Source organism: Clostridium sp. BSD2780061688st1 H5 (assembly GCF_005845155.1).
In the GTDB taxonomy this organism is placed as follows: Bacteria; Bacillota; Clostridia; order Lachnospirales; family Lachnospiraceae; genus Claveliimonas; species Claveliimonas intestinigallinarum.
Genome location: NZ_SPGT01000027.1, coordinates 1 through 24,813, shown reverse-complemented (window position 1 = coordinate 24,813; position 24,813 = coordinate 1). Strand labels below are relative to the sequence as shown.

The 24,813-nt window shown below is 51.1% G+C and carries 18 protein-coding genes; 14 read left to right on the top strand and 4 right to left on the bottom strand.

What is annotated here, in order from left to right:
- Window positions 1–4 precede the first annotated feature (4 nt).
- From arsS to FGQ86_RS13845, 7 genes are all read left to right on the top strand, one after another.
- Complete coding sequence (gene arsS / locus FGQ86_RS13875) at window positions 5–988, top strand: arsenosugar biosynthesis radical SAM (seleno)protein ArsS (protein ID WP_033125918.1); 984 nt, start codon at window positions 5–7, stop codon at window positions 986–988.
- A gap of 11 nt (window positions 989–999) precedes the next feature.
- Window positions 1,000–1,428 carry a C-GCAxxG-C-C family protein gene (locus FGQ86_RS13870; protein ID WP_033125919.1) on the top strand — a complete coding sequence of 143 codons (429 nt, stop codon included), beginning with the start codon at window positions 1,000–1,002 and terminating at the stop codon, window positions 1,426–1,428.
- Window positions 1,429–2,766, top strand: a complete 1,338-nt coding sequence (locus tag FGQ86_RS13865; protein ID WP_138304742.1) for a TIGR04283 family arsenosugar biosynthesis glycosyltransferase — start codon at window positions 1,429–1,431, stop codon at window positions 2,764–2,766.
- Window positions 2,767–2,792: 26 nt separating this feature from the next.
- On the top strand, window positions 2,793–3,806 hold the full coding sequence (locus FGQ86_RS13860; RefSeq protein WP_052084029.1) for an aminoglycoside phosphotransferase family protein: 1,014 nt from the start codon (window positions 2,793–2,795) through the stop codon (window positions 3,804–3,806).
- 5 nt (window positions 3,807–3,811) lie between these two features.
- Entirely contained in the window at window positions 3,812–4,885 is a 1,074-nt protein-coding gene (locus FGQ86_RS13855; RefSeq protein ID WP_138304739.1) for a rhodanese-like domain-containing protein, read from the top strand.
- A 5-nt stretch (window positions 4,886–4,890) separates the two neighbouring features.
- On the top strand, window positions 4,891–6,054 hold the full coding sequence (locus tag FGQ86_RS13850) for a glycosyltransferase (RefSeq protein ID WP_033125921.1): 1,164 nt from the start codon (window positions 4,891–4,893) through the stop codon (window positions 6,052–6,054).
- 316 nt (window positions 6,055–6,370) lie between these two features.
- A complete protein-coding gene (locus FGQ86_RS13845) occupies window positions 6,371–11,623 on the top strand; it encodes a leucine-rich repeat domain-containing protein (protein WP_138304737.1) in 5,253 nt (1,750 codons plus the stop codon).
- Here FGQ86_RS13845 and FGQ86_RS13840 read toward each other — a convergent pair.
- Complete coding sequence (locus FGQ86_RS13840; RefSeq protein WP_033125923.1) at window positions 11,598–11,855, bottom strand: helix-turn-helix domain-containing protein; 258 nt, start codon at window positions 11,853–11,855, stop codon at window positions 11,598–11,600. The two genes, FGQ86_RS13845 and FGQ86_RS13840, sit on opposite strands and share 26 nt — an antisense overlap.
- A 25-nt stretch (window positions 11,856–11,880) precedes the next feature.
- On the bottom strand, window positions 11,881–13,668 hold the full coding sequence (gene glgB / locus FGQ86_RS13835) for a 1,4-alpha-glucan branching protein GlgB (RefSeq protein WP_033125924.1): 1,788 nt from the start codon (window positions 13,666–13,668) through the stop codon (window positions 11,881–11,883).
- Between the two features lie 167 nt (window positions 13,669–13,835).
- Between glgB and FGQ86_RS13830 the strand changes: the two genes are divergently transcribed.
- The gene (locus tag FGQ86_RS13830; protein ID WP_033125925.1) at window positions 13,836–14,369 is read left to right on the top strand and encodes a TetR/AcrR family transcriptional regulator; all 534 of its coding nucleotides are present in this window, start codon (window positions 13,836–13,838) and stop codon (window positions 14,367–14,369) included.
- A 54-nt stretch (window positions 14,370–14,423) separates the two neighbouring features.
- On the opposite strand, the gene FGQ86_RS13825 is transcribed toward FGQ86_RS13830, so the two are convergent.
- Entirely contained in the window at window positions 14,424–15,488 is a 1,065-nt protein-coding gene (locus FGQ86_RS13825; RefSeq protein ID WP_171031580.1) for a VanZ family protein, read from the bottom strand.
- Between the two features lie 154 nt (window positions 15,489–15,642).
- Window positions 15,643–16,611 (bottom strand): LysR family transcriptional regulator, encoded by a 969-nt coding sequence (locus FGQ86_RS13820; protein WP_033125927.1) that lies wholly within the window; start codon window positions 16,609–16,611, stop codon window positions 15,643–15,645.
- Window positions 16,612–16,766: 155 nt separating this feature from the next.
- On the opposite strand from FGQ86_RS13820, the gene FGQ86_RS13815 reads away from it, so the two are divergent.
- The 6 genes from FGQ86_RS13815 (at window position 16,767) to FGQ86_RS13790 (ending at window position 24,406) form a co-directional block, all read left to right on the top strand.
- A complete protein-coding gene (locus FGQ86_RS13815; RefSeq protein WP_242842835.1) occupies window positions 16,767–18,278 on the top strand; it encodes an altronate dehydratase family protein in 1,512 nt (503 codons plus the stop codon).
- Between the two features lie 12 nt (window positions 18,279–18,290).
- Complete coding sequence (locus FGQ86_RS13810) at window positions 18,291–19,559, top strand: SLC13 family permease (protein ID WP_138304732.1); 1,269 nt, start codon at window positions 18,291–18,293, stop codon at window positions 19,557–19,559.
- A gap of 174 nt (window positions 19,560–19,733) precedes the next feature.
- Complete coding sequence (locus tag FGQ86_RS13805; protein ID WP_138304730.1) at window positions 19,734–20,123, top strand: GntR family transcriptional regulator; 390 nt, start codon at window positions 19,734–19,736, stop codon at window positions 20,121–20,123.
- 15 nt (window positions 20,124–20,138) lie between these two features.
- The gene (locus FGQ86_RS13800) at window positions 20,139–21,560 is read left to right on the top strand and encodes a hypothetical protein (protein ID WP_138304728.1); all 1,422 of its coding nucleotides are present in this window, start codon (window positions 20,139–20,141) and stop codon (window positions 21,558–21,560) included.
- Between the two features lie 143 nt (window positions 21,561–21,703).
- A complete protein-coding gene (locus tag FGQ86_RS13795; RefSeq protein ID WP_171031579.1) occupies window positions 21,704–22,894 on the top strand; it encodes a helix-turn-helix transcriptional regulator in 1,191 nt (396 codons plus the stop codon).
- Between the two features lie 66 nt (window positions 22,895–22,960).
- On the top strand, window positions 22,961–24,406 hold the full coding sequence (locus FGQ86_RS13790) for a hypothetical protein (RefSeq protein ID WP_033127061.1): 1,446 nt from the start codon (window positions 22,961–22,963) through the stop codon (window positions 24,404–24,406).
- Window positions 24,407–24,813 lie beyond the last annotated feature (407 nt).

The window sequence follows — 24,813 nt, the reverse complement described above, 5'->3', positions numbered from 1 at the left end:
AAATATGAGTCAGGCATTGGAAGATTTAAGAGGATTAAAGTGTATTCCTGATTTTGAGGACAGGATTACATCGGAGGAATATAAATATACAACAGATAAGTTGGATGTTATGCAGATTAATGTGGGCAGACTGTGTAACCTTGCCTGTAAACACTGTCACGTAGAGGCGGGACCGGGCAGAACAGAAATCATGCCCCGAAAAGTCATGGAGGCCTGCCTTGCAGTCTGCAGGGAGCAGCAGGTGTCCACTATCGACATAACCGGAGGAGCACCTGAGATGAACCCGGACTTTGAATGGCTTGTGGAGGAGTCCTGTAAAATATGCAGTCATGTGATTGTCCGTACTAACCTTGTTATTTTAAAAGAAGAGAAGTATAGACATCTGCCGAAATTTTATGCAGATCATAAAGTGGAGGTAGTCTGCTCCCTCCCCTATTACAGGGCCAAGGAGATGAACAGGGTCAGAGGAGACGGCACATTTGAGACTGCTATAGAGGTGATTCGGGAACTCAACAAGCTGGGCTATGGAAAAGAAGAGGATCTGGTGCTGAACATGGTGTATAATCCTGCCGGAGCATTTTTCCCGCCGGCACAGGATGCTATGGAAAAAGAGTATAAAATGAAATTGTGGAAGGACTACGGTATTGTGTTCAATAGTCTCTTTACGATCACCAATAATCCTATGGGACGTTTTGAGACCTTTTTGAAGAGAAGCGGAAATTTGGAAAGTTATATGAAAAAGCTTTCTGATGCGTTTAATACAGCTACTCTTCCGGGGCTTATGTGCCGGTTCCAGATTTCAGTGAGATATGACGGAAAAGTGTACGACTGTGATTTTAATCAGGCCGCAGACCTGCCTGTCCTGACAGGAGAAACGATTTTTGACATGGTGGGTAAACCCTATAAAAAGCGGAAGATATGTCTTGCAAATCACTGCTACGGATGTACAGCAGGGCAGGGATCCAGCTGTGGCGGAGCAACAGAGTAAGGGAGGATACAATGAAACAAGAAGAGATCAGGGAGTTGTTTATAAAGGGAATAGACTGTTCACAGGTGGTCGCCGGGGCATTTGCAGAAGAAATGGGAATGACAGAAGAAGAGGCAAGAAAAGTATCTGCCTGCTTCGGAGGTGGGATGATGTGCGGGGAAACCTGCGGGGCAGTTACGGGAGCTTTGATGGTTCTTGGAATGAAATATGGTCATTGCAAGGAAGACGACATGGATCAGAAGAACATTATGATGCAGAAAACAGCAGAATTTAAGGCTTATTTTCAGCAGAAATATCCCTCCTGCATGTGCCGGGAACTTTTGGGGTATGATCTGGGAAAACCAGGGGAACTCGAGAAGGTGATGGAGGAAGGGCTCCTGCTTGACTTCTGTCCGGGGGTTGTGGAAGCTGCTATAGAGGCGCTGGAGAAGGTTCTGTAAATGGATAGAGCGATTATTGTGTTCACACGTGTGCCCCTGCCGGGAAAGACAAAGACGCGTATGATGCCGGCATTGTCCGGGAAAGAGTGTGCCAGGTTGCACACTTACTTTCTGCAGGATATATGTGAAGCCTGTCAGGCGTGCAGAGAGGATGTGTATGTGAATTATACACCAGAGGATGAACAGAAAACAGGGATACTGCGGGATATTTTCGGCAGAGATGCAGAATACTTTCCACAGCAGGGGGATACATTGGGGCAGAGAATGTACCACGCTATAGAAAAAGTGCTTGAGAAGGGATACAAAAGCTGTATCTTGATCGGTACCGATGTCCCGGAGCTCAGAGCTGAGCACATGATCTGGGCGTTTGATCTGCTTGTAGAACATGATATTGTATTTGGGAAAACAAAAGATGGCGGCTATTACCTGATCGGCATGAAAAAGCCGTGGAAAGAAGCTTTTGGATTGGAACAATATGGTGTCAGTACAGTATTTGAGGAAACCCTTTGCAGACTTCGAAGTCTCGGGGTTTCTATCGGCTACACGGCTGAATTGCAGGATATGGACACACCGGCTGACCTTCAGGGGTATAGGGATCGTATGCGTGCAGATGATTTCCTGAAAGGATCAAAGACAGGGAAATATCTTGCGTCTAACAGCCGCATTTCCATTATCGTGCCTGTGTATAATGAAGAGAAGACGATAGGATACCTGCAGGATCAGCTCAGGGAACTGAAGGGCAAGTGTGAGATTATTTTGGTAGACGGAGGCAGTACTGACCATACTCTGGATAAGATCTCAAATGATTTCACATTATTACATGCTCCAAAAAGCCGTGCGGCTCAAATGAATGCCGGTGCGAAAGCAAGTCACGGTGATGTCCTTTTTTTCCTTCACTGTGACAGCGAGCTCCCGGCGCATCCTCTGGCCCAGATACGGGAGGTCATGAGAGATCACCGGGCAGGATGCTTTGGGATTGCTTTTCATTCCCGGAATTTTTTCATGTTTACGTGCCGGATCATATCCAATCACCGGGTAAAGGACAGAAAAGTCATGTTCGGGGATCAGGGTATATTTGTTGACAGAAAGCTGTTCTTTGATATTGGAATGTTTCCTGAAATGCCGATCATGGAGGATTATCAGTTCTCTCTGACACTGAAAGAGAAAGGGATACGTCTTGGGATGACAAGAAAAAGGATCTACACATCTGACCGGAGATTTCCAAAGGGAACTATTCCTAAACTGAAACTGATGTGGAAAATGAACCGGATGCGAAAAATGTACCGTGACAAGATCCCTGTACAGACAATTGCCAAGATGTACAAGGATATCAGATAAGTGACCTGCAGAAAGAGGAATATGTTATGAATGAAATGGAACAGTTAATAGCCTATGCCGGGCTTCCCACATACAGACAGGCGCTGGGTCTTCCGGCAGATATAACAGAGGAATACACCATGCTGGCACAGGGAGAATACAACAGAAACTATCTGTTTACCCATCCTCTGACAGGCAAGAAACTTTTATTTCGGGTCAATTTTGGCAGCCAGATGCATTTGGATGATCAGATAGAGTACGAGTACCGAGCACTGAAACTGCTTGAAAGATCCGGACGTACGCCAAAGCCATTGTATGTAGATGGATCTTTGAAGCATATACCGTACGGTGTGATGGTGATGGAATATCTCCCGGGACATGTCCTGGATTACCGCACAGAAAATGTCTTCGCCGCACAGTGCCTTGCAGATATCCACAGTGTATCCGTGCCGGAAGATACGCATCTGATCGCACCGCTGAACCAGCTCCGCGCCATACTGGAAGAATGTGAGGAAATGTTTGCAAAATATGAGGGCTCCTTGCTGGCAGACCGGCAGAAAGCTGCAAAGATCCGTGAAATGCTGGACAAGGTATGGGAAAAGGCAGACAGCCTGGATAAGCCGGCATATCGCTGCTGTATCAACACAGAACTGAATTCAACAAACTTTCTTATTAACGGAGAGGAAAAGGACAACTATCTGATCGACTGGGAAAAGCCGTTATACGGTGAACCGGCCCAGGATCTTGGACATTTTCTGGCTCCCACGACCACATTCTGGAAGACGGATGTGATCCTCACTGTGCAGGAAATGAAGGACTTTATCGGTGAATATATAAAATATGTAGATGGCAGATTTAACACGGAGGGTCTGAAAGAAAGAACAATGGTATATGTCCCTGTCACATGCCTGAGAGGGATAACCTGGTGTGCCATGGCATGGATAGAATACCAGCAGCCGGATAAAGAAATCTTTAACCGGTCTACGTATGAAAAACTAGAACAGTACTTAAGTTGGGAGTTTCTAAACAGGATTGAGAAATTTATAGACCATCAAGTATAGTCTGTATGAAAAGTATTGTCATAGAAGGAGTGCGTTGCAAATATGCAGACAGGGTGTTGAGGGAGAGAGGAATAATAGTGAGTTTTAGAAAAAAAGTTTTGGTATTATGTTTGACGGCGGTATTGGCTGTGATAACGGGCTGTAGTGGGAACGATGCAGACGATCCTGTTCCGGCTGTGACTGACAAAATAGATGATGATGTGCAGTATAAACAGGAAGAGGATAAGGTGGAAGAGGAAGAAACCATACCTGACGACGGACATTTTCATGGAGAATATGTGGTTACCGGTGATTATGCTAAAGATCGAATAGGTGCAGAAGACGCCCTCTTTATCGATGCGAGAGGGTGGCAGAAGGCAGTCCTTGGCACACTGAAAGGTGCTATAGCCACGACCTGGCAGGATCTCTGTACGTGTCAGGAGGGACAGGCCGGTGATGCGGGCTGGGGAAAGATTCCTGCGCCGGATGATCTGGAGAAAAGATTGGGAGAGCTTGGGATCACAAAAGATAAAGAGATCATTGTATTTGCCGATACTGTGGACGGATGGGGGGATGATGCCCGCCTCGTGTGGGAATTTCTGGCAGCAGGCTTTGCGGACGTCAAAATGATAGACGGGGGTTATGCAGCGGCAAAAGCTGCGGGAGCAGAGACACAGCTGTTCGCCTCCGGCGCCGAGCCAGGAGAAGTTACAGTTGACAAAATTGACAACACACATGTAATGACAACAGAGGAGCTGCAGGAAAACTATGATGATTATACAATCGTGGATGTGAGGACAGACGAGGAATATAATGGCGCAATTCTGTACAATGAGGCACAGGGCGGCCATCTTCCGGGAGCCATCCATGTCCGGTATACAGATCTGTTTCAGGAAGACGGGACACTGAAGCCCAATCAAGAGCTGATCGAAATGTTTGAGAGTGCCGGTGTAGATAAGGATGATAAGGTTGTTACGTACTGCACAGGGGGCATTCGTTCAGCGTACACCCAACTGGTCCTTGAAATGTGTGGATACGAGAACACATGGAATTATGACCAGTCTTTCTGGCGCTGGTCGGTAGTTGGAGAAGTGGAGTAGGCAAAATGGTCAGTATATTGATGTGTACATATAACAGAGAACAATATCTGAAGCGTGCGATCGACAGTGTGATAGCGCAGACATATACAGAGTGGGAACTGATCATTGTGGATGACGGATCGACGGACAACACGGAGCAACTCGTGGCTTTCTATCCGGATCCAAGGATCCGCTATATAAAGATGGATAAAAATCGTTTTTACTGTTATGCCGCCAATTATGGCCTTCAGAATTGCAGAGGCGATTACGTGGCATTCCAGAACAGTGATGATGAATGGCTGCCGGACAAACTGGAAAAACAGATGAGGTTTATGGAGGAGCATACAGAGGCTGGCGCTTGTTTTACAGAAGTTACTTTAATCGACAATGAGGGGAATGATCTGTCTGAGCGGTGTCTACCCATGGAAAAACTGTTTGAAAACCATTATGAAGATCAGAAAGACTGGATGCATTTTTTTCTGCATAAGGGGAACTGTGTGTGCCATCCATCTGCACTTGTACGAAAAAAAGTCATGGATGAGGTGGGTGGTTTTAACCTGATGTACTGCCAGCTTGCTGATTTTGATCTCTGGGTGCGTATTGTCACTGAACATCCTATATATGTTCTGCCGGAAAAACTGATACGGTTCCGGTGGGATATAAATAAGCAGGAACAGGTAAGCAGCGCGACAGAAAAGAACTTGATCCGCTCTTTTAACGAGCAGATGCTGATCCGAAAGCAGATGATAGATCGCCTGAGCGACGAACAGATGCTGCTGTTCTTTAAATCGGAATTTCAGAAGAAAACTTCTTCATCTCATCTTGAACTGGAATTTGAAAAAGCGTTTCTTTTAATGCACTGCATAGATGACTCCCCAGAAATGAGGCTTCCAGGCATAAATAAGTTAGAGGAAGTTTTGAAAATAGAGGGGGCTGTTGAAGTCCTGGAGAGGCATTTTGATCTTACCTTGCAGGAAATTTATTCCTGGAATCGGGGCCACTGGTATACAGATTTTATATTGGAACAGAAAATATCCGAGGCAAAGAGGCAGCTGGCTGCTTATCAGGAAAAAGTAAACATGCAGGAATATCTGATAGATCAATACCGGAATTCAAGCAGCTGGAGATATACGGAACCATTCAGGCGCGTAGGAAGAATGGTTCGGCGTATAGTCAAGAAAACAAAATAATGTAAGGATAAATCTTCGTCGATTTCCGTTTTGTGGCACCCGGCTATAAGCGGAAGTTGACGAAGATTTTTTTGTAAACGGCCGTACTTTTTAGAGCCGGACCAAATTAAAATGGTTTTTCTTTTTTGAGAAAATATTTATAGAAAAAAGAAATAAATAAGAATTACTTATAGAAATGAAAGATTTCAAACTTATCTGAATATCTGGTATTCTCAAACTAAGAAATTCTGAAAATAAAGCGTAAATTTTTTCGTTGGAGAGGGGGAAATGATAAAAATTCAGAATTTTTATTGATGGGTCATTAGGAGGAAATTAAATGAAAAGAAAAAAACTAGCAGGTGGGATTTTAGCCGTGATTTTGTCGATATCTATGGCGATGCCGGCATTTGCAGCTGATATTCCAGGAGAGGAAACGACGCTGTCTTCTGATAACATATTGGAGACGACGGATGCCAATGAGATATTAGAAGATGAGCCAAATAGTACTGATATTGAGGATAATACGCCTGAAGAGGAGATGACTGTAGATAATTCGGGTCAGCCAGAAGAAGACACAAAGGCAGAGGAATCAGGTGATGATACAGAACAGCCGGAAGTTATTTTAGGAAATAAAGGGAAGACAGTTGAGAAACAAAGCGCTAATGAAACAGTTCAGGCGGATACGAATGTTGAAAATAGCGTATGGACAACAGAAGACTTTACTTACACAACAATGGAACAGACGTTAAATGGATGTGATTACACAAGAGAATTTACAATTAAAGGCCGGGCCATTGCCGGCTTCTCCGAATATGGCGAGGAAAAAGTAAAAACAAATAAAAATCTTGTGCTTCCATCTACGGACGATAATGGGGAGACTCTCGTAGGAGTTGCCAGCAATGCGTTTAAGAATATGGGACTTGAAACGGTAGAATTTCCTACAGGTATGATGGTGGATTACAATGATACGGTCACTCATGTGGTGACCAGACGGGGAAATTTTGTCATCGGATCGTCTGCGTTTTATGGAAATAACCTCACCTCGGTGTATCTCCCTGAAGGTGTGATCGCAGTTATGTCCATGGCATTTTCAAGCAATCAGCTGAAGAGTGTGACATTGCCTCACACGATCTGGTGGATTGAAAATCAGTCGTTTGCTAAGAATCAGCTTACAACGGTTGGTTTTCCAAAGACATGTGATTTTCAGTTACAGATTCATGCCATGGCATTCGCCCAGAACAATATTCAATCTGTACGTCTGCCCGACTATACGGAGGTAGTAGATAAGAGAGCGTTCTACTGGAATCCGGGTATGGAAGACTGCCCGGCGGATGCGCCTGAAAATGAAGGGGCCAAGTTTGGCGGCGTTGTGTATATGTACACGGACAATCCGAATCTTGTGAATATGGAAAGAATACACCATATTGACAGGACAGCACCCTCCCAGAAGTCCTATCATCAGCGTCTGATCGTAGGGGAAGACCCAAATGCGAACCAGACATGGAGCCTTGATGATTTCACTATTGAAGGGACAACGATTACAGGACTGTCACCTTCAGGAGTAGGGAAGAGAGCGGTGAATAAAAATCTTGTTCTCCCTGACAGGAATGCATCAGGAGAGTATATAACAGAGCTGGCAGATACCACAAATGATACGGGACTCTTCGCAGCAGAAGGCGAGCAGTTTGAATCCGTAGTACTTCCTTGCTATTTGGAACGCATTGGCAACAGGGCTTTTTGCAACAGCGGTATCCAGAGAATAGAATTTCCGCTGACCTTAAAAGAAATCGGTATTGCCGCATTTCAGAGAAATAAACTGACCAGTGTAATTCTTCCAGACAGCGTAGTGACATTGGGAGGAGGTGCATTTGGCACTAATCCTCAGCTGGAGCAGATCATCCTTTCCAGAGGCTTGACAGAGATACCAGCCGGCGCATTCGGATGTAGCACGGCAGACGAGTGGATGGCTGGACTTACACAGATTGAGATACCTGAAGGAATTACCGTCATCGGGAACAATGCATTTGCCGGTAACAATTTTACTCAGATTAATATCCCGTCTACGGTTAAGGAAATTGGAAACTATGCTTTCTCTACAAAAAACTATTTGAAAGATACTGTGTGTACAGTCACTCTTCCGGAGGGCCTGGAAAAGATAGGCTCCTATGCGTTCAGGAATAAGATCGTAGAGATCCTGGATCTTCCGGAGACAGTGAAGGCCTTTCCCGCGAATGTGTTTACGAGAGAGTATTCGGACTCCACGCAGGCAATGGTGACTTTGGTCTATGTGAATGAGTCACAGATTTCGGATAAGACGAATTTCCCGGATTCAGAATATCACAAGTTTGTTCTCAGGGATGACCCGTCCGACACGGTGTGGAGTGCTTATGATTTTACATATGGAGAGGTTACTCCGAAGAAGCTGTATGATGTGGCCATGACAGAAGAGGTGGAGGTATCCGGCTGGGGAGTGACCGGCTTCACAGAAAATGGCCTGAAGAAACTGGGACGAAACCCGGAACTTATCATTCCGGAAAAAGATCCGGAGGGACGGCAGGTGACTGCTATAGCTGACAATGCATTTAAATATGATGCGGATACTATGCCGCAGAAGATTGCTTCTGTTACATTCCCACAGAATGTAAAAGCTGCATATGAGGGCCGGCTGTCCGATAAGAATGAAAGAGGAAACTTTCTGATTATGGGTATGGCTTTCTACGGCCAGGGATTGAAAGAGATAACACTGCCGGAAGGCGTTCTCCTTGTCGGGAGACAGGCATTTGCCAAAAATGAACTGACACATGTGACGTTGCCAGAGACTGTCTGGTGGATTGAGCAGGGAGCCTTTATTCAGAATCAGATTACAATAGTGGACTTCCCTGCGACATGCGATTTTAAGATGAATATAGATGCGCAGGCATTTGCAATCAATCAGATTGTATCCGTTGCACTTCCTGACAGGACGGAAAAAGTCAATAAATGGGCCTTTTTACAGAATACAGGAAAAGAGCCAGTGACTGAGGGCTCATCTGCGGAGAAGAAGGGCGGTATCGTCTATATGTATGGGGATGAGGTACTGAATTCAGAGGCTCAGATCGCCCACATTGACAATACGGGGAACAAATCCAATGTACAGAAACTGGTAATTGGTGTACAGGATCCGGCTGAACAGCCCTGGAACACGATCCATTTCACTTACGAGGGTACAAAAGTTACCGGACTCTCCGAGGCTGGACAGGCCAAGCGTACAGTGGACCAGAACCTGAGAATACCGGATCTGACGCCGAACGGAGAATATGTGACGGAGATTGGAAACGGAGGAGCTTATGGAACCTTTGGAGCAGAAGGAGAGACCTTCGAAAACGTGACGCTTCCGTCGCGGCTGCAGGTAATCGGAAATAGTGCATTTGCGCAGAATACTATGACGAAACTGGATTTGCCATCTACACTGACAACAATTGGAAGTGCAGCTTTCCGGGCATCTGGCTTGACAGAAATAGTTTTGCCTGACAGTGTGACAGAAGTAGGGGCAGGTGCTTTTGCAACATGCACTGATCTGGAAAAAGTGACTCTTTCTAAAAATATGACACAGATTGAACAGTCCGTGTTTGCGATGACTGCGGTAAAAGAAGTCAGCATTCCGGAAGGAGTCACAGAAATTGGGAGAATGGCATTTAACGGGGCACCGGTGGAATCTCTGGTGATTCCAAACACAGTGACAGAAATCGGTGCAAATGCTTTTGCAACGAATCGGCTGACAGAACTTACAATACCTGGAAGCGTAAAGAGTATTGGATCCAGCGCATTTTCACAATATTCTGAGCAGTCACCTTCCTCCCTTAAGACGCTGGTTTTAGGAGAGGGCCTGGAAGAAATCGGAAGAACCGCTTTTCGAAAATGTGCGCTGACAACTGTGGAAATTCCCTCTACGTTGGTTTCTCTTGCTGAGAATACTTTCCAGGACGGAGCAGCGGGACAGGTTATCCTGTACTCGAAGAATCCGGCACATTTGCAGAAGACAGATACATTCATCCCGGAGAGCGAAGGACATAAAGTAGTATACAGTAATCTGATCGGCACAGGGTGGTCCTATGATGACTTTACATTTGACGGATCTGTGCTGACAGGTTGGTCAGACAAAGGAAATGTGACGAGAAAAGAAGTAAAAAATCTTGTACTTCCAGAGATAAATCCTGAGACAGGAGAGGCTGTGACAGAGATAGGAGAAAATGCGTTCAAAATCCCGGATGATGAGATTGAGCAGCTGAAAGACAGTGTTTATTCGCCAAACGGGATGGAGACAGTGTCAATTCCAGAGACTGTCACAAAGATTGGAAAGAAGGCCTTTGAATACAACAATTTTGTGGAAATGGGATTTGGCGCTGCTGTTACAGACATTGGAGAAAGTGCGTTCCATGGAAATAAACTGACAAAAGTTGTTATCCCAGATACGGTGACTGCTTTGGGAGCGGGTGCCTTTTCCGAGAATAATATCATAGATCTTACGTTATCAAGGAATGTCACCGTAATACCGCAGGGAGCCTTTTCGATGAATATTCGTCTGGAGCAGGTGACGATTCCGGATACAGTAACAGAAATCGGTGAAATGGCCTTTGCGGGCGCACGTCTGACAAGTCTGGAGATTCCGGCTTCCGTGGAAAAGATAGGAAGAAGGGCTTTCCATCTTCACCATTTGACAGAGCTGACAGTTCCTGGAAGTGTCAAGGAAATCGGAGAGTCTGCTTTCGAGGGAACTTTCAAGGCTATCACTTTGAGGAACCTTACTCTGGAAGAGGGGGTTGAGAAGATTGGGAAATATGCGTTTAAGGAAGGATATCTGGAGAGCGTGCAGCTCCCATCCAGCCTCAAGGAAATGGGGGAAGAACCATTTTACGGGAACAGTGGTACCAATGGAGACCATATCGTAGTGTGCTATACAATGAATCCGGAACATCTAAAATTTGGAAACTCAGGTTCTCACCGCATTGTATATCAGGGACAATGGGGAACAGACTGTTTTACTTATGAGGGGACAACTGTTACTGGCCTGACAGATAAAGGAAGAGAAGTGTTGCATGTATATCCTTATATGGTGATCCCGTCGCAGACACCGGAAGGAACTGATGTGGCAGAAATCGCACCTGGGGCATTTAAAGGATGTGGAATTACAGGGGTTGTACTTCCGGAAAAACTCCAGAAGATCGGCGAGGGAGCTTTTGCTGGAAATGCCCTGACGTCGATCAACATTCCGGATGGGGTGACTATTATTGAAGAGGATGCATTTGCCGATAACGGTGTGATCGTAAAACTCATTGTAACTGACAAAGACTGCTATGAGCGTTTAAAAAATATCGTGCTGGAAGGAGCACAGATTGTGTTTGAAGAACAGCCGGAGCAGAAACCGGGTGGAGGCAGTGGAGATGGACAGTCTTCGTCTTCCGGAAATGGAGCGGAAACAGCTTCTGATCAAAAAGGAGCTAAAGCTGTGAGAACAGGTGACACCCAATCCGCAATTGCGGTAATGACAGTTATGGTAGCTGCGCTTGTGGTTATTGCAGTCAGCGCTAAAAGAAAAAAAGAGAACAAGTAATAAAGTAACAGAGGGGCATGCCATCATGGCAGCCCCTTTTGCTGTACTTTTTATCTCCTCTCCGCACCGCCGAGGGCGTCGTCCCGTAGAGCTCCCTGAAGGTGCGGTTGAAGAGCTTCTGATTGGTAAATCCGTTTTTTTCCATGATGTAGGAGATGGGCTCCTCTGTGTTCACCAGGTCCTGGTAGACGTGGGCGACGCGTACCTCGTTCAGGTACCGGAGGAAGGACATCCCTCTTTTCGTGCACGGATCTGTGCTATTTTACCAGAAAATACTGTGCCGAGTAGGCCTCCAGTTCTATCCGGAAGACGTGATCCTCTTCCGCCAGGGGCGTTTCCTGCTTCCGGCGGGAGCCCCCGTATGGTTCCAGATCGCTGGAAAACGCAGGCTTTAGCTCCCTGGCTCCGGGCACCTTCAGATCAAAATCCACCCAGGCTTTATCGGAAAAATTGAAGACGGCCACAAGGCGTTCCCTTTGGCTTCTGCGCTCAAAGGCGTAGACGCATTTCTCCTCCTCGTGGCAGTCCAGCCACCGGAAGCCTTCTGCATCATAGTCCAGCTCCCAGAGGGAGGCATAGGACAGGTAAAAGTGGTTCAGATCCCGCATGAAATGGTAAAAGCCATCGTGGATGGGATAGGTCAGCAGATCCCAGTCCTGCTCCCGCTTTTCGTCCCACTCCCGGAGCTGTCCGATTTCATTTCCCATAAAGTTCAGCTTTTTCCCGGGATGGGCATACATGTACATGTAGAAGGCTCTGGCCTGGGGGAATTTCCCGTCGTAGTCCCCGTACATCTTCTGGAGGATGGTGGCCTTCCCGTGGACCACCTCGTCGTGCGACAGGGGGAGAAGGTACCGCTCCTGACCGTAGTAGGCCATGGAGAAGGTGAGCCTGTGGTAATCCCGCACCCTGGAGGCGGGATCTGTGCGGAAGTAGTCCAGGGTGTCGTTCATCCAGCCCATGTCCCACTTATAGTCAAAGCCAAGGCCGCCCTGGTCGGCCGGCTTCGTGATGTCCGGGAAGGAGGTGGAGTCCTCCGCCGACAGGATGGCGTCAGGGAAGAACTTTTTCAGTCCCTGGTTCATGTACTTAAGAAATCCCACCGCGTTCTGGTTCACGCCCCGCTCCGGCTGTCCCTGCCAGTAGATGGCCCGGCTGATGGCATCCATCCGAAGACCGTCTATGTGAAATTCGGAGAGCCAGTAGAAGGCCGCTGACTGGAGAAAGCTTCGGACCTCTCCCCGGGAGTGCATGAAATTGCAGCTTCCCCACTCGCTCTGCCCCACGGCGGAGTGGGGATACTCGTAGAGGGCTGTGCCGTCATAGTGGGCCAGTGCATAGTCGTCAACAGCAAAGTGGACTGGCACAAAGTCCAGGATCACGCCGATGCCGTTCTGATGGCAGGCGTTGACAAAGTATTTGAGCTGGTCGGCTGTGCCGTACCGGGAGGTGGGAGCGAAAAATCCGGTTCCCTGATATCCCCAGGACTCGTCGCTGGGGTATTCGGCCAGGGGCATGATCTCCAGATAATTGTAGCCTGTCTTTTTCAGCCAGGGGATCAGGATATCGGCCATCTGCTCATAGGTATACCAGTCGTCCGGCTCCCCGGAGGGCTTCCTGAAGGAGCCGAAGTGGATCTCATAGATGTTCAGAGGCTTGTCCGTACAGTCGGACCGCTTCTTCATCCAGGCCTGATCCCGGAAACGGAAGCTGTCCCGGCTGCGAATGATGGAGGCGGTGTTGGGACGCAGCTCCATGCCGTACCCGTAGGGATCGCAGTGGTCGATGCAGCGGCCGTCGCCGCCGTAGATCCGGTATTTGTACATCATGCCCGGCAGCGCCTTCTCCATGTGAACCTCCCAGAAATTTCCGTCATGTACCTTCTCCATTGGCGTCTCCTGCCAGTCGTTAAATTCCCCGATGAGGGAGACCCGCGAGGCAGAGGGAGCAAAGGTGCGGAAGGTGGTTCCGTCCTTCTGTGCGTGGGCCCCCAGATATTCGTAGGCGTCAAAAATTTTCCCTGTATAAAATCCATAAAAATCCATAGCTATCCTCCGTAAATCATGCGCATAGATAATAGACACAAGTCGTTTTATATCCTATAATTATCACAGGTCACAGAGGGATGTCCACCGACAATAAACCGAATATGTCGGAAAACCAACCCTTTTGAAAAATGGTCGGTTAAAAGCGGCAGGTATGGGAGGATATTATGGATTTAAGAATAGAAAAGACGGAGAGGGCGATCCGAAACGCCTTTATGGAGCTGCGGGCCAGGATGCCTCTGGAGAAGATCAGGGTCAGGGAGCTGTGCGCGGCGGCCTGCATCAACAAATCAACCTTTTATGCCCATTACACGGACATTTACGCCCTGTCCGAGACGCTGGAAAAGGAGACCGTGGCCTCCATTGTGAGCAGCATCCCGGATCTGAAGGGACACTCCGCAGAGAATCCGGACGTGTTTACAAGGGCCCTCTGCCTTGCCTTTCTGTCCAATATTTCTCTTATAAAAATCCTGTTTTCAGGGAAGGAGCAGAGCCGGTTTGGCGTGCAGCTGGAGGGGGAGCTGAAGAAGGTGATCTACAGGAAATACCCGGAGTATGAGAGGGATCCGGAGAAGGATATTCTCCTGTCCTACTGCATCCAGGGGACCTACCACGCCTATCTGAACAATCCGTCTGTAGATACGGAAAGCTTTGTCCGGGTGGTGGAGCAGATCGTGAGGTGCCTGAAGCCCATGTTCTAGGGGAGAGCTGCTCTGACAGCGAGCGGCCAATGCCTGGAGATGCCGCCCTGCCGATTACGGATCCTCACAGGGCACGGTGCTCACATTTTTCGTCCGGGACAGCCTCTCGTAGAACAGCTCCCGGTGCCGGACAGCCAGGATGGCTGTCCACAGCAGATAGAAAAACCAGACAAGAAAGGTGGGAAGGGACAGAAGCGGGGGCAACGCGAAGAGATAGGCCAGCAGGCTGCCACAGCGGAGGGCATACTGATACCATTTCGGGCGAGCCCCGTCTGTCCCCGCGATGCGCATCCTCAGGATGAGCTTCCCCAGCGTTCGTCCCCCTGTCAGGGTGGGGACAAGGGTGTAGTAGAGAAAGGCGAGGAGCAGAGAAAGCCGGCTGTCCTTTGCCCATTCCTCCTGGATCAGCGCAAGGAGTACACTGTTTACAATAAAGATGAGAAAAAGGTCAAAGCAAAGGGCCAGCAGGCGTCGGGTCAGGGAGATCTCCTGGCCCCTGCGCAGGCTGGCTCTGTCCATGTTCTCCCGGGAGGGGAGAAGCCGCATGAGGGCAGGCGCGCACAGGTATCCGGCAGCGCCGCCCAGGGTGTTGCTCATCAGGTCGTCTACGTCAAAGAGCCTGTATCCTCTGGGATAGATAAAATACAGGCCGCTGAGCTGAGTCAGCTCAAAGAACAGGGACAGGAGGAAGGAGAAGAGGAGAGTCCTCTTAAAGCTGCACCGAAAGTAGTACCTCAGATAGATGCCAAAGGGCATGACCATGAGGAAGTTGTAAAACACCTGGAAAAAGGCGGCGTTTTTGACAAGAGAGAGCCAGGTGGACGGATCCCCCAGGCGGAAGGAGGACTCCTTAAAAATGTCCCGTATGAACATAAAGGGAACCGGCTGCACCCGGGGCCCTGTCATCTGCGCCACCTCGTGGATGGGGGGGAGGGGCAGGATGACAAGGAAGTAGACGCACAGCAGGTACAGGATGAAGGAGTACACCACAAGGATGCGGAAGCTGAGCACGGAGCCGTACTTCCGGTAGTTGTAGATGATGTATGGAAAGGTAAATAAAAAGGCGATAAAGGGAAAGGCGATCACAGCCGTCAGTATGATGTGTACATAGGAACCCATAAGCATTTCCTCCGTGTGTTTTCTTTTACGGGTCGTATTGTAGCACATCATGGCGAAGAATTTGTGAAAATGACAGAAATGTAAGGTAAATGTAATGTGGGAAGTGCTGGAAAGGGACCGCGGGCATACAGCCCCTGCGGTTCCTCCCGCTTTTTTATCTCTCCGGCTCTCTGTCCGGAATATTCATCCCGTACCATTCGCGGAACAGCTCCTCAAAGGCCTTCATGGCGTTTGAGACATAGTGCCGCCCGGACATGGCTATATCGAAGACGCGGATCGTGCCGGGGGAGCTGATCTTGTAGAACAGGACCTTGTCGGTCCGGGAGGTGACGAGAAAATCGCTGATAAAGGCGGCGCCCATACCTGCGCAGGAGAGGTGCCAGGCGGTGACCAGCTGGGATACCTGGAGGCGGATATCCGGTGTCACGCCGGCCTCCTCGAAGAAACGGCTGCTCCGGCTGTAGAGATTGTTGCCGGGAGTCAGAAGGATGAAGGGAGTGTCGGCAAATTCTGCCATTGAAACGCCGGGCGTCCCGAAGAGCTGGTGCTTTTTCTCCAGGATGTCATCGGAGGTGAAGGCGCAGTCAGCCAGACGACGGTTGACCGGAAAATCCGCTGGGACGGCCAGAAGGATCATGTCGATAAAGCAGGGGGCTCTCCGGAATGAGTCGTTTGGCTTTTCGGTGCAGTTGAAGGTGATGTCAATGTCGTGGTCGTAGAGCATTTGCAGAAGATCGCTGGATCCGGCTTCTGTCAGTTCCAGGCGCACTTTCGGGTATTCCCGGGCAAAGGCGGCCAGAACGGGAGGGAGAACGTAGGAGTTGATGTAGTGGGAGCCGCCGATCCGCAGCGTCCCCGCCTGCAAAGTAGACAGATCATTGATCTGTTGCTCCAGCTCGTTTTCCAGGTTTTCGATCTCCACGTATTTCCGGATGTACAGCTCCCCGGCGGCGGTCAGCTTCAGAGGCTTGCAGGTGCGGTCAAAGAGGGGCATGCCAACCTTCGCCTCCACCCGCTGGACCGCAAGGCTCAGGGCGGGCTGAGTCATAAATAGCGCGCTTGCGGCTTTGGAAAAGCTGGCGTGTTTGTAGACTGTGTAAATGTATTTCATCTCCTGTTCCATGACTTCCTCCTGTATAAATTTGATTAATACTAATATAAATTTTATAAAATTGATTATATAGATTTTCCGTGTTACTGTAAAGATACAAAAAGAAAAACAATCTGCGAAAGCCGGCAAAGAGCAGTTGGGAACAGGAAAAAGAGGAGGATATTTTTATGGAAATTAATGCGCTGATGATGGATCCCACGGACAATGTAGTTACCTGTGTCAGTGAGGTGGGAAAAGGAGAGAAGATCGTCTACAGAAAAGGCGGAGAGGTCTGTACAGTCACGGCTCTTGAGCCCATTCCCTACTGCCATAAGGCTGCGGTCGCAGATATCGCGAAGGGAGGGCAGGTTATCAAATACGGGGAGAGCCTTGGAGAGACCTCCTGTGAGATCAGGACAGGCGGCTGGGTAGCTGACCACAATCTGTTCAGCGTTCCCAGGGATTACGACAGCGAGCTGGCGGGGAATGACTTTGAGATGTGTGCCAGACAGTCAGAGGGGGCGCCGGACATGAAGGGATTTCAGTTCTGGGGCTACCGCAGGGCGGAGGGACGTCCCGGCATCCGAAATCACGTGCTGATCCTTCCTACCTGCGCCTGCGGAAGCGAGAGCTGCAGGGTTGTGGCCAGTCAGGTGAGGGGAGCGGTGAACATCGTGTTCAACACGGGCTGCTCCGACGTGGAGGCCAACACAGCCATGAGCCAGAAGGTGTTGACCGGATTTGCCTGCAATCCGAACGTGTACGGCGTGGTCATCATCGGACTGGGATGCGAGACAGTGCCCCATGATAAGCTGAGGGAAAAGATCCAATCCATGACAAGCAAGCCGGGGGTGTCTTTTGGAATACAGGAGGAAGGGGGCACGCTGAAGACCATTGAGAAGGCTGTGAGGGCTGCCAGGGATATGGCTGCAGAGGCGGCTATGCAGCAGAAGGAGCTGTTCGATGTGTCTGAATTTTTCCTGGGTATAGAGTGCGGAGGCTCGGATGCCACGTCCGGGATTGCCAGCAACCCGGCGGTGGGAGAGCTGAGCGATATCCTGGTAGACATGGGGGCTACCTCCATGATGAGCGAGTCCATCGAGTGGATCGGCGGTGAGCACGTGGTGGCTAAGCGGGCGGCAGACCGCAGGATCCACGACCAGGTCATCGATGTATGCCGCAGATATGAGGAGCATCTGGCGGCGGCCGGCCAGGACTGCCGGGCAGGGCAGCCTACGCCGGGCAACAAGGCCGGGGGTCTGTCCACGCTGGATGAAAAGAGTCTCGGATGTATCCGCAAGGGCGGGACAAGGCCCATCGTGGAGGTGCTGGAGCAGGCGGAGCGCCCCACCAAACGCGGAGCTATTATCATGGACACGGCGGGCTACGACATTTCCTCTGTAACCTCTATGGTGGCAGCAGGCTGCCAGGCTGTGATCTTTACCACAGGCCGGGGAACGCCCACAGGCAACGCCATCGTCCCTGTGCTGAAGGTGACGGCCAACAGGCGGACATTTGAGAAGATGGAGGACAATATGGATATCGATCTGAGTCCCATTGTGAGCGGGGAGAAGACCTACCAGGAAATGGGCCGGGAGATGGTGGGAACCATCAGGGATATCTGCAACGGAAAGATGACAAAGGCTGAGGCCTTCGGGTTCTCAGACATTGCTGTAGGCCATGTCTGCAGGTTTGTATAGGGAGGTGCGGTTATGTCTCAGGCAGCTATTACACTGATCATTCTTGTGGCGGCCATAGTCCTGTTTGTCATAGACAAACTGCCCATGGGGCTTGTGGCCTTCTGCGTCCCGCTGGCCCTCTATTTTACAGGGGTTATCGGGGCTGAAGAAATCTTTGCCAGCGTGGTCAATTCCAATGTACTCCTGATCCTTGGCATGTGTGTGGTTGGGGCGGCCTTTTTCAAGACAGGTCTGGCCTACACCACCAGCCAGATGATGCTGAAGCACACGAAAAGCCAGAGAGGGCTGATGCTGGTGGTCTTCCTTTTCTCTGGCGTCATGTCCGGCTTTGTGTCCAACAGAGGCACCGTGGCCATCCTTCTTCCCATTGTTATGGGGATCGCGGGGGGAGCGGGCATCAAGCCGATTAAGCTCCTGATCCCGCTTGTGGCAGGTGCCACCATTGGAGCGGACATCTCCATCATCGGGTCTCCGGGTAATCTGATTGCCAAGAATACGATAGAACAGTTCAGCGGAGGCACAATGACAGTGGGATTTTTCGAGTATGCCAAGATCGGAATTCCCATGCTGATCGCAGTGGGCGTGCTGTACTACTTCTTCGGGGACAAGCTGATCGCTGAGCGTGAGAGCGGCAGAAAGATAGAGGACAACCCGGACTACAGCCACATTCCTCAGTGGAAGAGGACGTTTACACTGGTTGTCATGATACTGACCATTGTGGGAATGGTACTGAAGGATTATCTGGACTTCCTGCCCCCGATCCATATTACCGCATGTCTGGGGGCCGCAGTGCTGGTGCTTGCGGGAGTGCTGACGGAGAAAGAGGCATTTGCCTCCTTTGAGATACTGACCGTGTTCATGCTGGCCTTCATGATGCCCCTTGGAGACGCTCTGAACAACACCGGAGCCGGCGAGATGATCGCAAATGCTGTGATCTCTCTGACGGGAAATGCCAGCCCCATTATCCTGATGGCAGCTCTCTGGATCCTGACATGGGGACTGATACAGGTGATGAGCAACACGGCTGCCTGCACCCTTCTGTGTCCTATTGCCTGGACTATTGCGGAAGCCCTCGGAGCAGATCCACGGGCGGTGGTTATCGCTGTGTTTATTGCCAGCAGCGTGGCGGTGTGCACACCCATGGCTATTCCTGCCAACTCCATGATCCTGGAGCCGGGAAATGTGAGATTTAAGGATTTCATCAAACCGGGCCTGGCAGTCAGCGCTGTGTGCTTTGTGGTCAGCATGGTACTCCTGCCTGTCTTCTATCCCTTCTATTAAAGATAAAGAATGGAAAATAAAGACAGGAGAAGCGCTGTGACAGCGATCTTTCTTTCTAAAAGTACTTGCCAAAAAGTATTATCTGTATTATATAATGTAATACAGATAATACTTTTTTTATAGTGGCATAGATTACAAAGGGGAAAATGGGATTGCAAAGAGGAGGTGTCAGCCATGATCATTTCGCTGGATATGAGCAGTGAGACCCCGATTTACGTGCAGCTTCGCAACCAGATCGTCACAGGCATAGGGAGAGGGGAGCTGCGGGCCGGGGAGACTCTCCCTTCCGTGAGGCAGATGGCCCGGGACGCGGGGATCAACACCATGACGGTCAACAAGACCTATCAGATCCTGAAGGCGGAGGGCTTTATCGAGATCGACCGGAGGAAGGGGGCCACGGTCCTGCCGGCCGGGCAGGCGGAAGAGAGGTTTCGGGAAAAGCTGGAGGCAGAGCTGGAGCTTTTGTCGGCGGAGGCCTGCCTGAAGGGAATGAAACAGGACGAGTTCATGGGCATCTGTGAGGCGATGTTTGCCAGTATGCACCCGGCGGAAAGTGAGGGGTAAGGGATGAAAATTGCCATGTTTTTTATTTTTCTTGTCTGCAATCTGATCATTGTCCCACTCTGCCAGTACTCCTACGGAAAGCTGTGGGAATACCGGGAGGGGATGGTGCTGGGGGTCCATATTCCGGCTACCTGTGTCCAGCACCCCCGGGTGAGGGAGCTCTGTGAAAGGCATAAAAAAAGCTGGATCCTATTCCACCGGATCAACCTGGCGGCCAGCTTTCTCATCTGCTTTGTCTGCTTTCTGGACTACATGGCCTTTCTCATCGTGTGGATGCTCTGGCTGCTGGAGTACGTGTGCGGTCTGGAGTATCTGATCATCGTCCCCCACAGGCGGATGTACAGGCTGAAGATGGAGAACGGCTGGATGGATGAGAGGAGCAGGAAGATCGTGCGCATTGACACAGCCGTCTCGGCGGCTTCCTCGAAGCTGTCCCTTGACTGGAAGTGGCATCTGCCCATCCTTGTTCTGACCGTGGCCACAGCGTATTTCGTGGCCGTGGCGGAGAGAAAATTCCAGGTGGACACCCCGGAGGCCTGGCCCTTCTGGCTGCTCTACGGGACCGGCGTGGGGCTCTGCCTTCTCTTCCTGGCCATGCATGTGGGAGTGGAGCGCCGTCCCAACCGGGTGTACAGCGAGGACAGCCAGATCAATCTGGCGGCCAACCAGCTGACGAAGCGGTCCTGGACCGAGGGGCTTGTGTACGCCTCCTGGGCAAACGGCGTCTCCTGGATCTTCATGGCCATCGCCTATTACCGGTACGGCCCGGACATGCCGGGAGCTGTGTATGTTATCTACACAGGGCTTATATTCCTGGCCGTCGCCGTCCTCCTCCTTCCCCTGGGACTGTCCGTGGGAAAGCGCAGGGAGGTGCTGGAGGCGGACACCTCCGCCTGCTGCATTGACGATGACGAGTACTGGAAGAAGGGCTGGTACAACAATCCGGGCGACCGGCATCTCTTCGTCCAGGACAGGTTCAACAGCATGAACATGTCCATGAACTACGGGCGGCCGGCGGCCAAGGTGATCACAGGAGTCCTGGCGGCTGTCATCCTGGGCGGCCTGGTCTGGACCGCGGTGCTCCTGTCAGATTTTGTCAACGTGGAGGTGGTGTTCACACAGGAGGGGGACACCTTTACCTTTGAGGCGGCCGGGTACGACTGCTCCTTTGACAGGGCCAGGATCCGGTCCGTGGAGCTCCTGGACAGTATGCCGGAGGAAAATTTTACAAGAACAAACGGAGGCAGCACGGAGGAGTATCATGTGGGATACTTCAGGGGAAAGGAGACAGGAAGATGCATGATGTTCCTGTACACGGGATGTGAGCCCATCCTGGAGATACAGCTCGACGACATGACTGTGTTCGCAAACAGCCGCCAGGAGGAGACCACCCTCTCCTGGTATGAAGAGCTGGCCGGACAGGTGATTGGGGAATAGAAAATAAAAGTCCGGAAGGGCTGAAAAGCAGGGAAGAGCGGGAGACTCCACTGTCCGTGGACTCCCGCTCTTCCCTGCGTATATTGCCAGATTTCCTGGGCCGGGGTATGATAGGAGCAGAAACAGCGAAGGGAGGCAGGTGTATGGATGCGGAAAAGACAGGCAGATATATTGCGGCCTGCAGGAAAAGGAAGCAGATGACTCAGAAGGAGCTGGCCGACAGGCTGGGGGTGACCAACAAAGCCGTCTCCAAATGGGAGACAGGCCAGGGGATGCCGGATATCAGCGTCCTTCTTGAGCTTGCCAGGGTGCTGGAGGTGCCTGTGGAGGAGATCCTCCGTGGCGGATCCAAGGAGAGTGCCTATGAGACTGTCGGAGAAACCAATCCATTATATGTGATAGAAAAAAGCGATCAAAAGAAACAGATAAATTTCCAAAAGACCTGTTCGCTGGGCGGCTATCTGTCTGAGGGAGCCGGGTGGGTGCTGCTTGTGCTGGGGGTGCTCTGCCTGGCCCTGCAGGTCTGGTTCCTTCTGAACCGGGGGAGGTACCAGATTGAGTACATGGCCTGGTGGATGTTCTATGTGGTAAACGCAGGAGCTCTTCTTTTCCTTCTGCTGGGCGGCATCTGTGTCCGCCGGCTGCGACGTTTTGCCCTGAAGCCGGCTGTGGCGGCAGTCTTTGGCCTTCTTTTTTGCGGCAACCTGGCGGCGGCCTTCCTGACAGGGACAGATCAAAGGGAGGTCATCCGCCTTTCGCCTGGGCTTTCAGGCAATTGTATGGTTCTAAAGATCAGGGAGGACAGCGGGGCGGCAAGGCTGTACCGGCCTGCCGCCGGCCCCTTTGTCCGACCGGCGGAGGAGATTCCCTTTACGGTCGCGGGGGAGGTGAAGACCCAGTGGCTTGAGAAGGATGTGTGCGCGGTCACCTATGAGTCTGAGGAGGACGGCGGCGTGCATCAGTTTGTGGCCACCTACGGGGACAGGAGCGATGGCGTCGCTTACTACTATGTGTCAAATGCCCTCCTTGGCACATGGGTGGGAGAAGACGGGTACCGTCTGGAGCTGACAGGCGGTCCGGATGGAGGGATCATCCTTGAAACTCCGAGAGGGACGGAGTTCTACGAATATGAGGACTGCCTGCAGTACGGGACGCTGGCCCTCGTCCTGCCAGGCCAGGGGCCGAAATGGACTCTTGTGCTGAACCGTGACTGCATCCTGGAGAGCGGGGAGACAACGGTAAATGACGGGGGAACGGTCACTCTGTGCCGGGTCAGCATGAAGGACACCACGCCGGTGACACTCAGAAGAGTCATGGACGGGGCGGCCGGATAGCACAGACGGCCGCCCTGGCGGACAGAGCGTAGGACAGACAGTATAGGATCAGAAAGGGGACAGACTATGAAGGGAAAAAAGAAGATCCTGCTTGTGGCGGCTATACTGGTCGCGGCGGCCCTGGCGGCGTTTCTGATAAAAACGTGGACAGAGCGGGGAGGAGAAGAGACACTGGAGCAGGAGGGACTTTCCTCCATCCTGGATAAAGTGAGGGAGACGGAGGAGTTTCCGGAAAACTGCAATATCGCCTATCTGGGGGCGGACATCACAGAGGAGGGAGAGGTGACGGACTTCACCCTGACAGTCATCGGCTTTGACAGCCAGGACCAGTACATTTCCCACGTGGGCTACACCTGGGATGAGGAAGCCGGGGAGCTGTCCTGCCGGGAGTACAGTGAGACGGCTCTTCCCACCTACTATGACCCCAACGCGGATTTTGCCTATATCGACAGCCAGATCCGGCGAATTCCCTTTGAGGCCCAGATCCGCCTCCTCTCCTTTGACCGATATAAGGTAGAGTACCAGCAGGACACCCAGCTCCCCGCCGGGACTCCTGTGCTGGACGGAAGCGGGGGAGAGGATTTCCCGGTGCTCACCTGGGAGGAGTATGAGCGGGGAGAGGGCGGTGTCAGCGACGGCTCCTCCGCTATGGTCATCTCTCTGACGGACGGCACCGGAGCCACAGGAGAGCGCCTGGAATACTACTGTGAGGCTGCGGACCAGGAGGCCCTGGCGGGGCACCCGGAGTCTGTGATGATGATGGATTACCGGCTAAACGGAGGGGAACTGCTCCTGACAGGAGACGCGGGAGAGACCTGGGTTGATACAGGGCTCACCGAGGAGCAGGTAGATGAGACAGTGGAGACCTACGGCCGGGGCGGACTGCTCTTTGAGGACAGCTATTACGGGGACAAGGAAAACGGCCTCTACGCCGTGTTTTACGGGCAGACGCCTGTGCTCCGCCTCTCCGGGGACGGAGGGCAGACCTGGGAGGATATTCCCTTTACAGACTACATGCCAAGGCTCTGCACGAGAAGGATCGTCCGGTTCCTGGACCGTGAGAACGGCTACGCGGGGCTTGGGACAGACTGGACTATGGGGACAGGGGGCGCTGTCTATGTGTACTGGACTCATGACGGGGGAGCGACATGGACCTCCTCCACCAGCCTCTATGAGGACAGTATGATGCTGGACGGCCTTGCCTTTGCGGACACCTCAAACGGTGTGGCGAGCCTCCAGACGGTGAACGGGGACGAGCAGTATCCGGCTCTTCGCGTGACTACTGACGGAGGCGCCTCCTTTACAGAGCTTGTCCTCCCCTGGGAGAGCCTTCCCTCCAGCGTAAGCTTTCTGGACAAGGTGGACACTCTCACAGAGGAGGACGGTGTGTTCACACTGACCCTGGGACAGGGGACAGCCGGCAACACAAAGGCTGTCTTTACGAGCACTGATGTGACCGGCGGATGGACCTTCAAGGAGAGCTATCAGGGAACCATCCACACGGTAGGTTGATGGTTGATCATTTTTTGGGAGCTTTGGCTCCGAAGACAAACATGCCGTACCGAATAAGCGTGTAGACGACCAAAAGGCAGCCTGTCCGATGCCCTGTGCCCCGAAGGCAGGGGCTGTGACAAATGTCAGCTCCTTTTCCGGCATTTGAAAGCCTGTTCTGTAAGCCATTATACCATGGCCGCACAGCGCCATGGGGCTCCGGCAGATGCGCATAAAGCGGATTTCTGCGGTTCCGCAGAAACCGCTTTATGCGCAGGTATAATGACTACAATGTAGTCATTATACCACAGACTGTAGACAAAGGTGGTGCTGGAGCCCTAGCTCCAGCACCACTCTTTTTGCCAAAATGCCAACTCCCATATTTTCTTATAAAGGATAAAAAAGCATCCTGATTTTTTGTCCTGCCT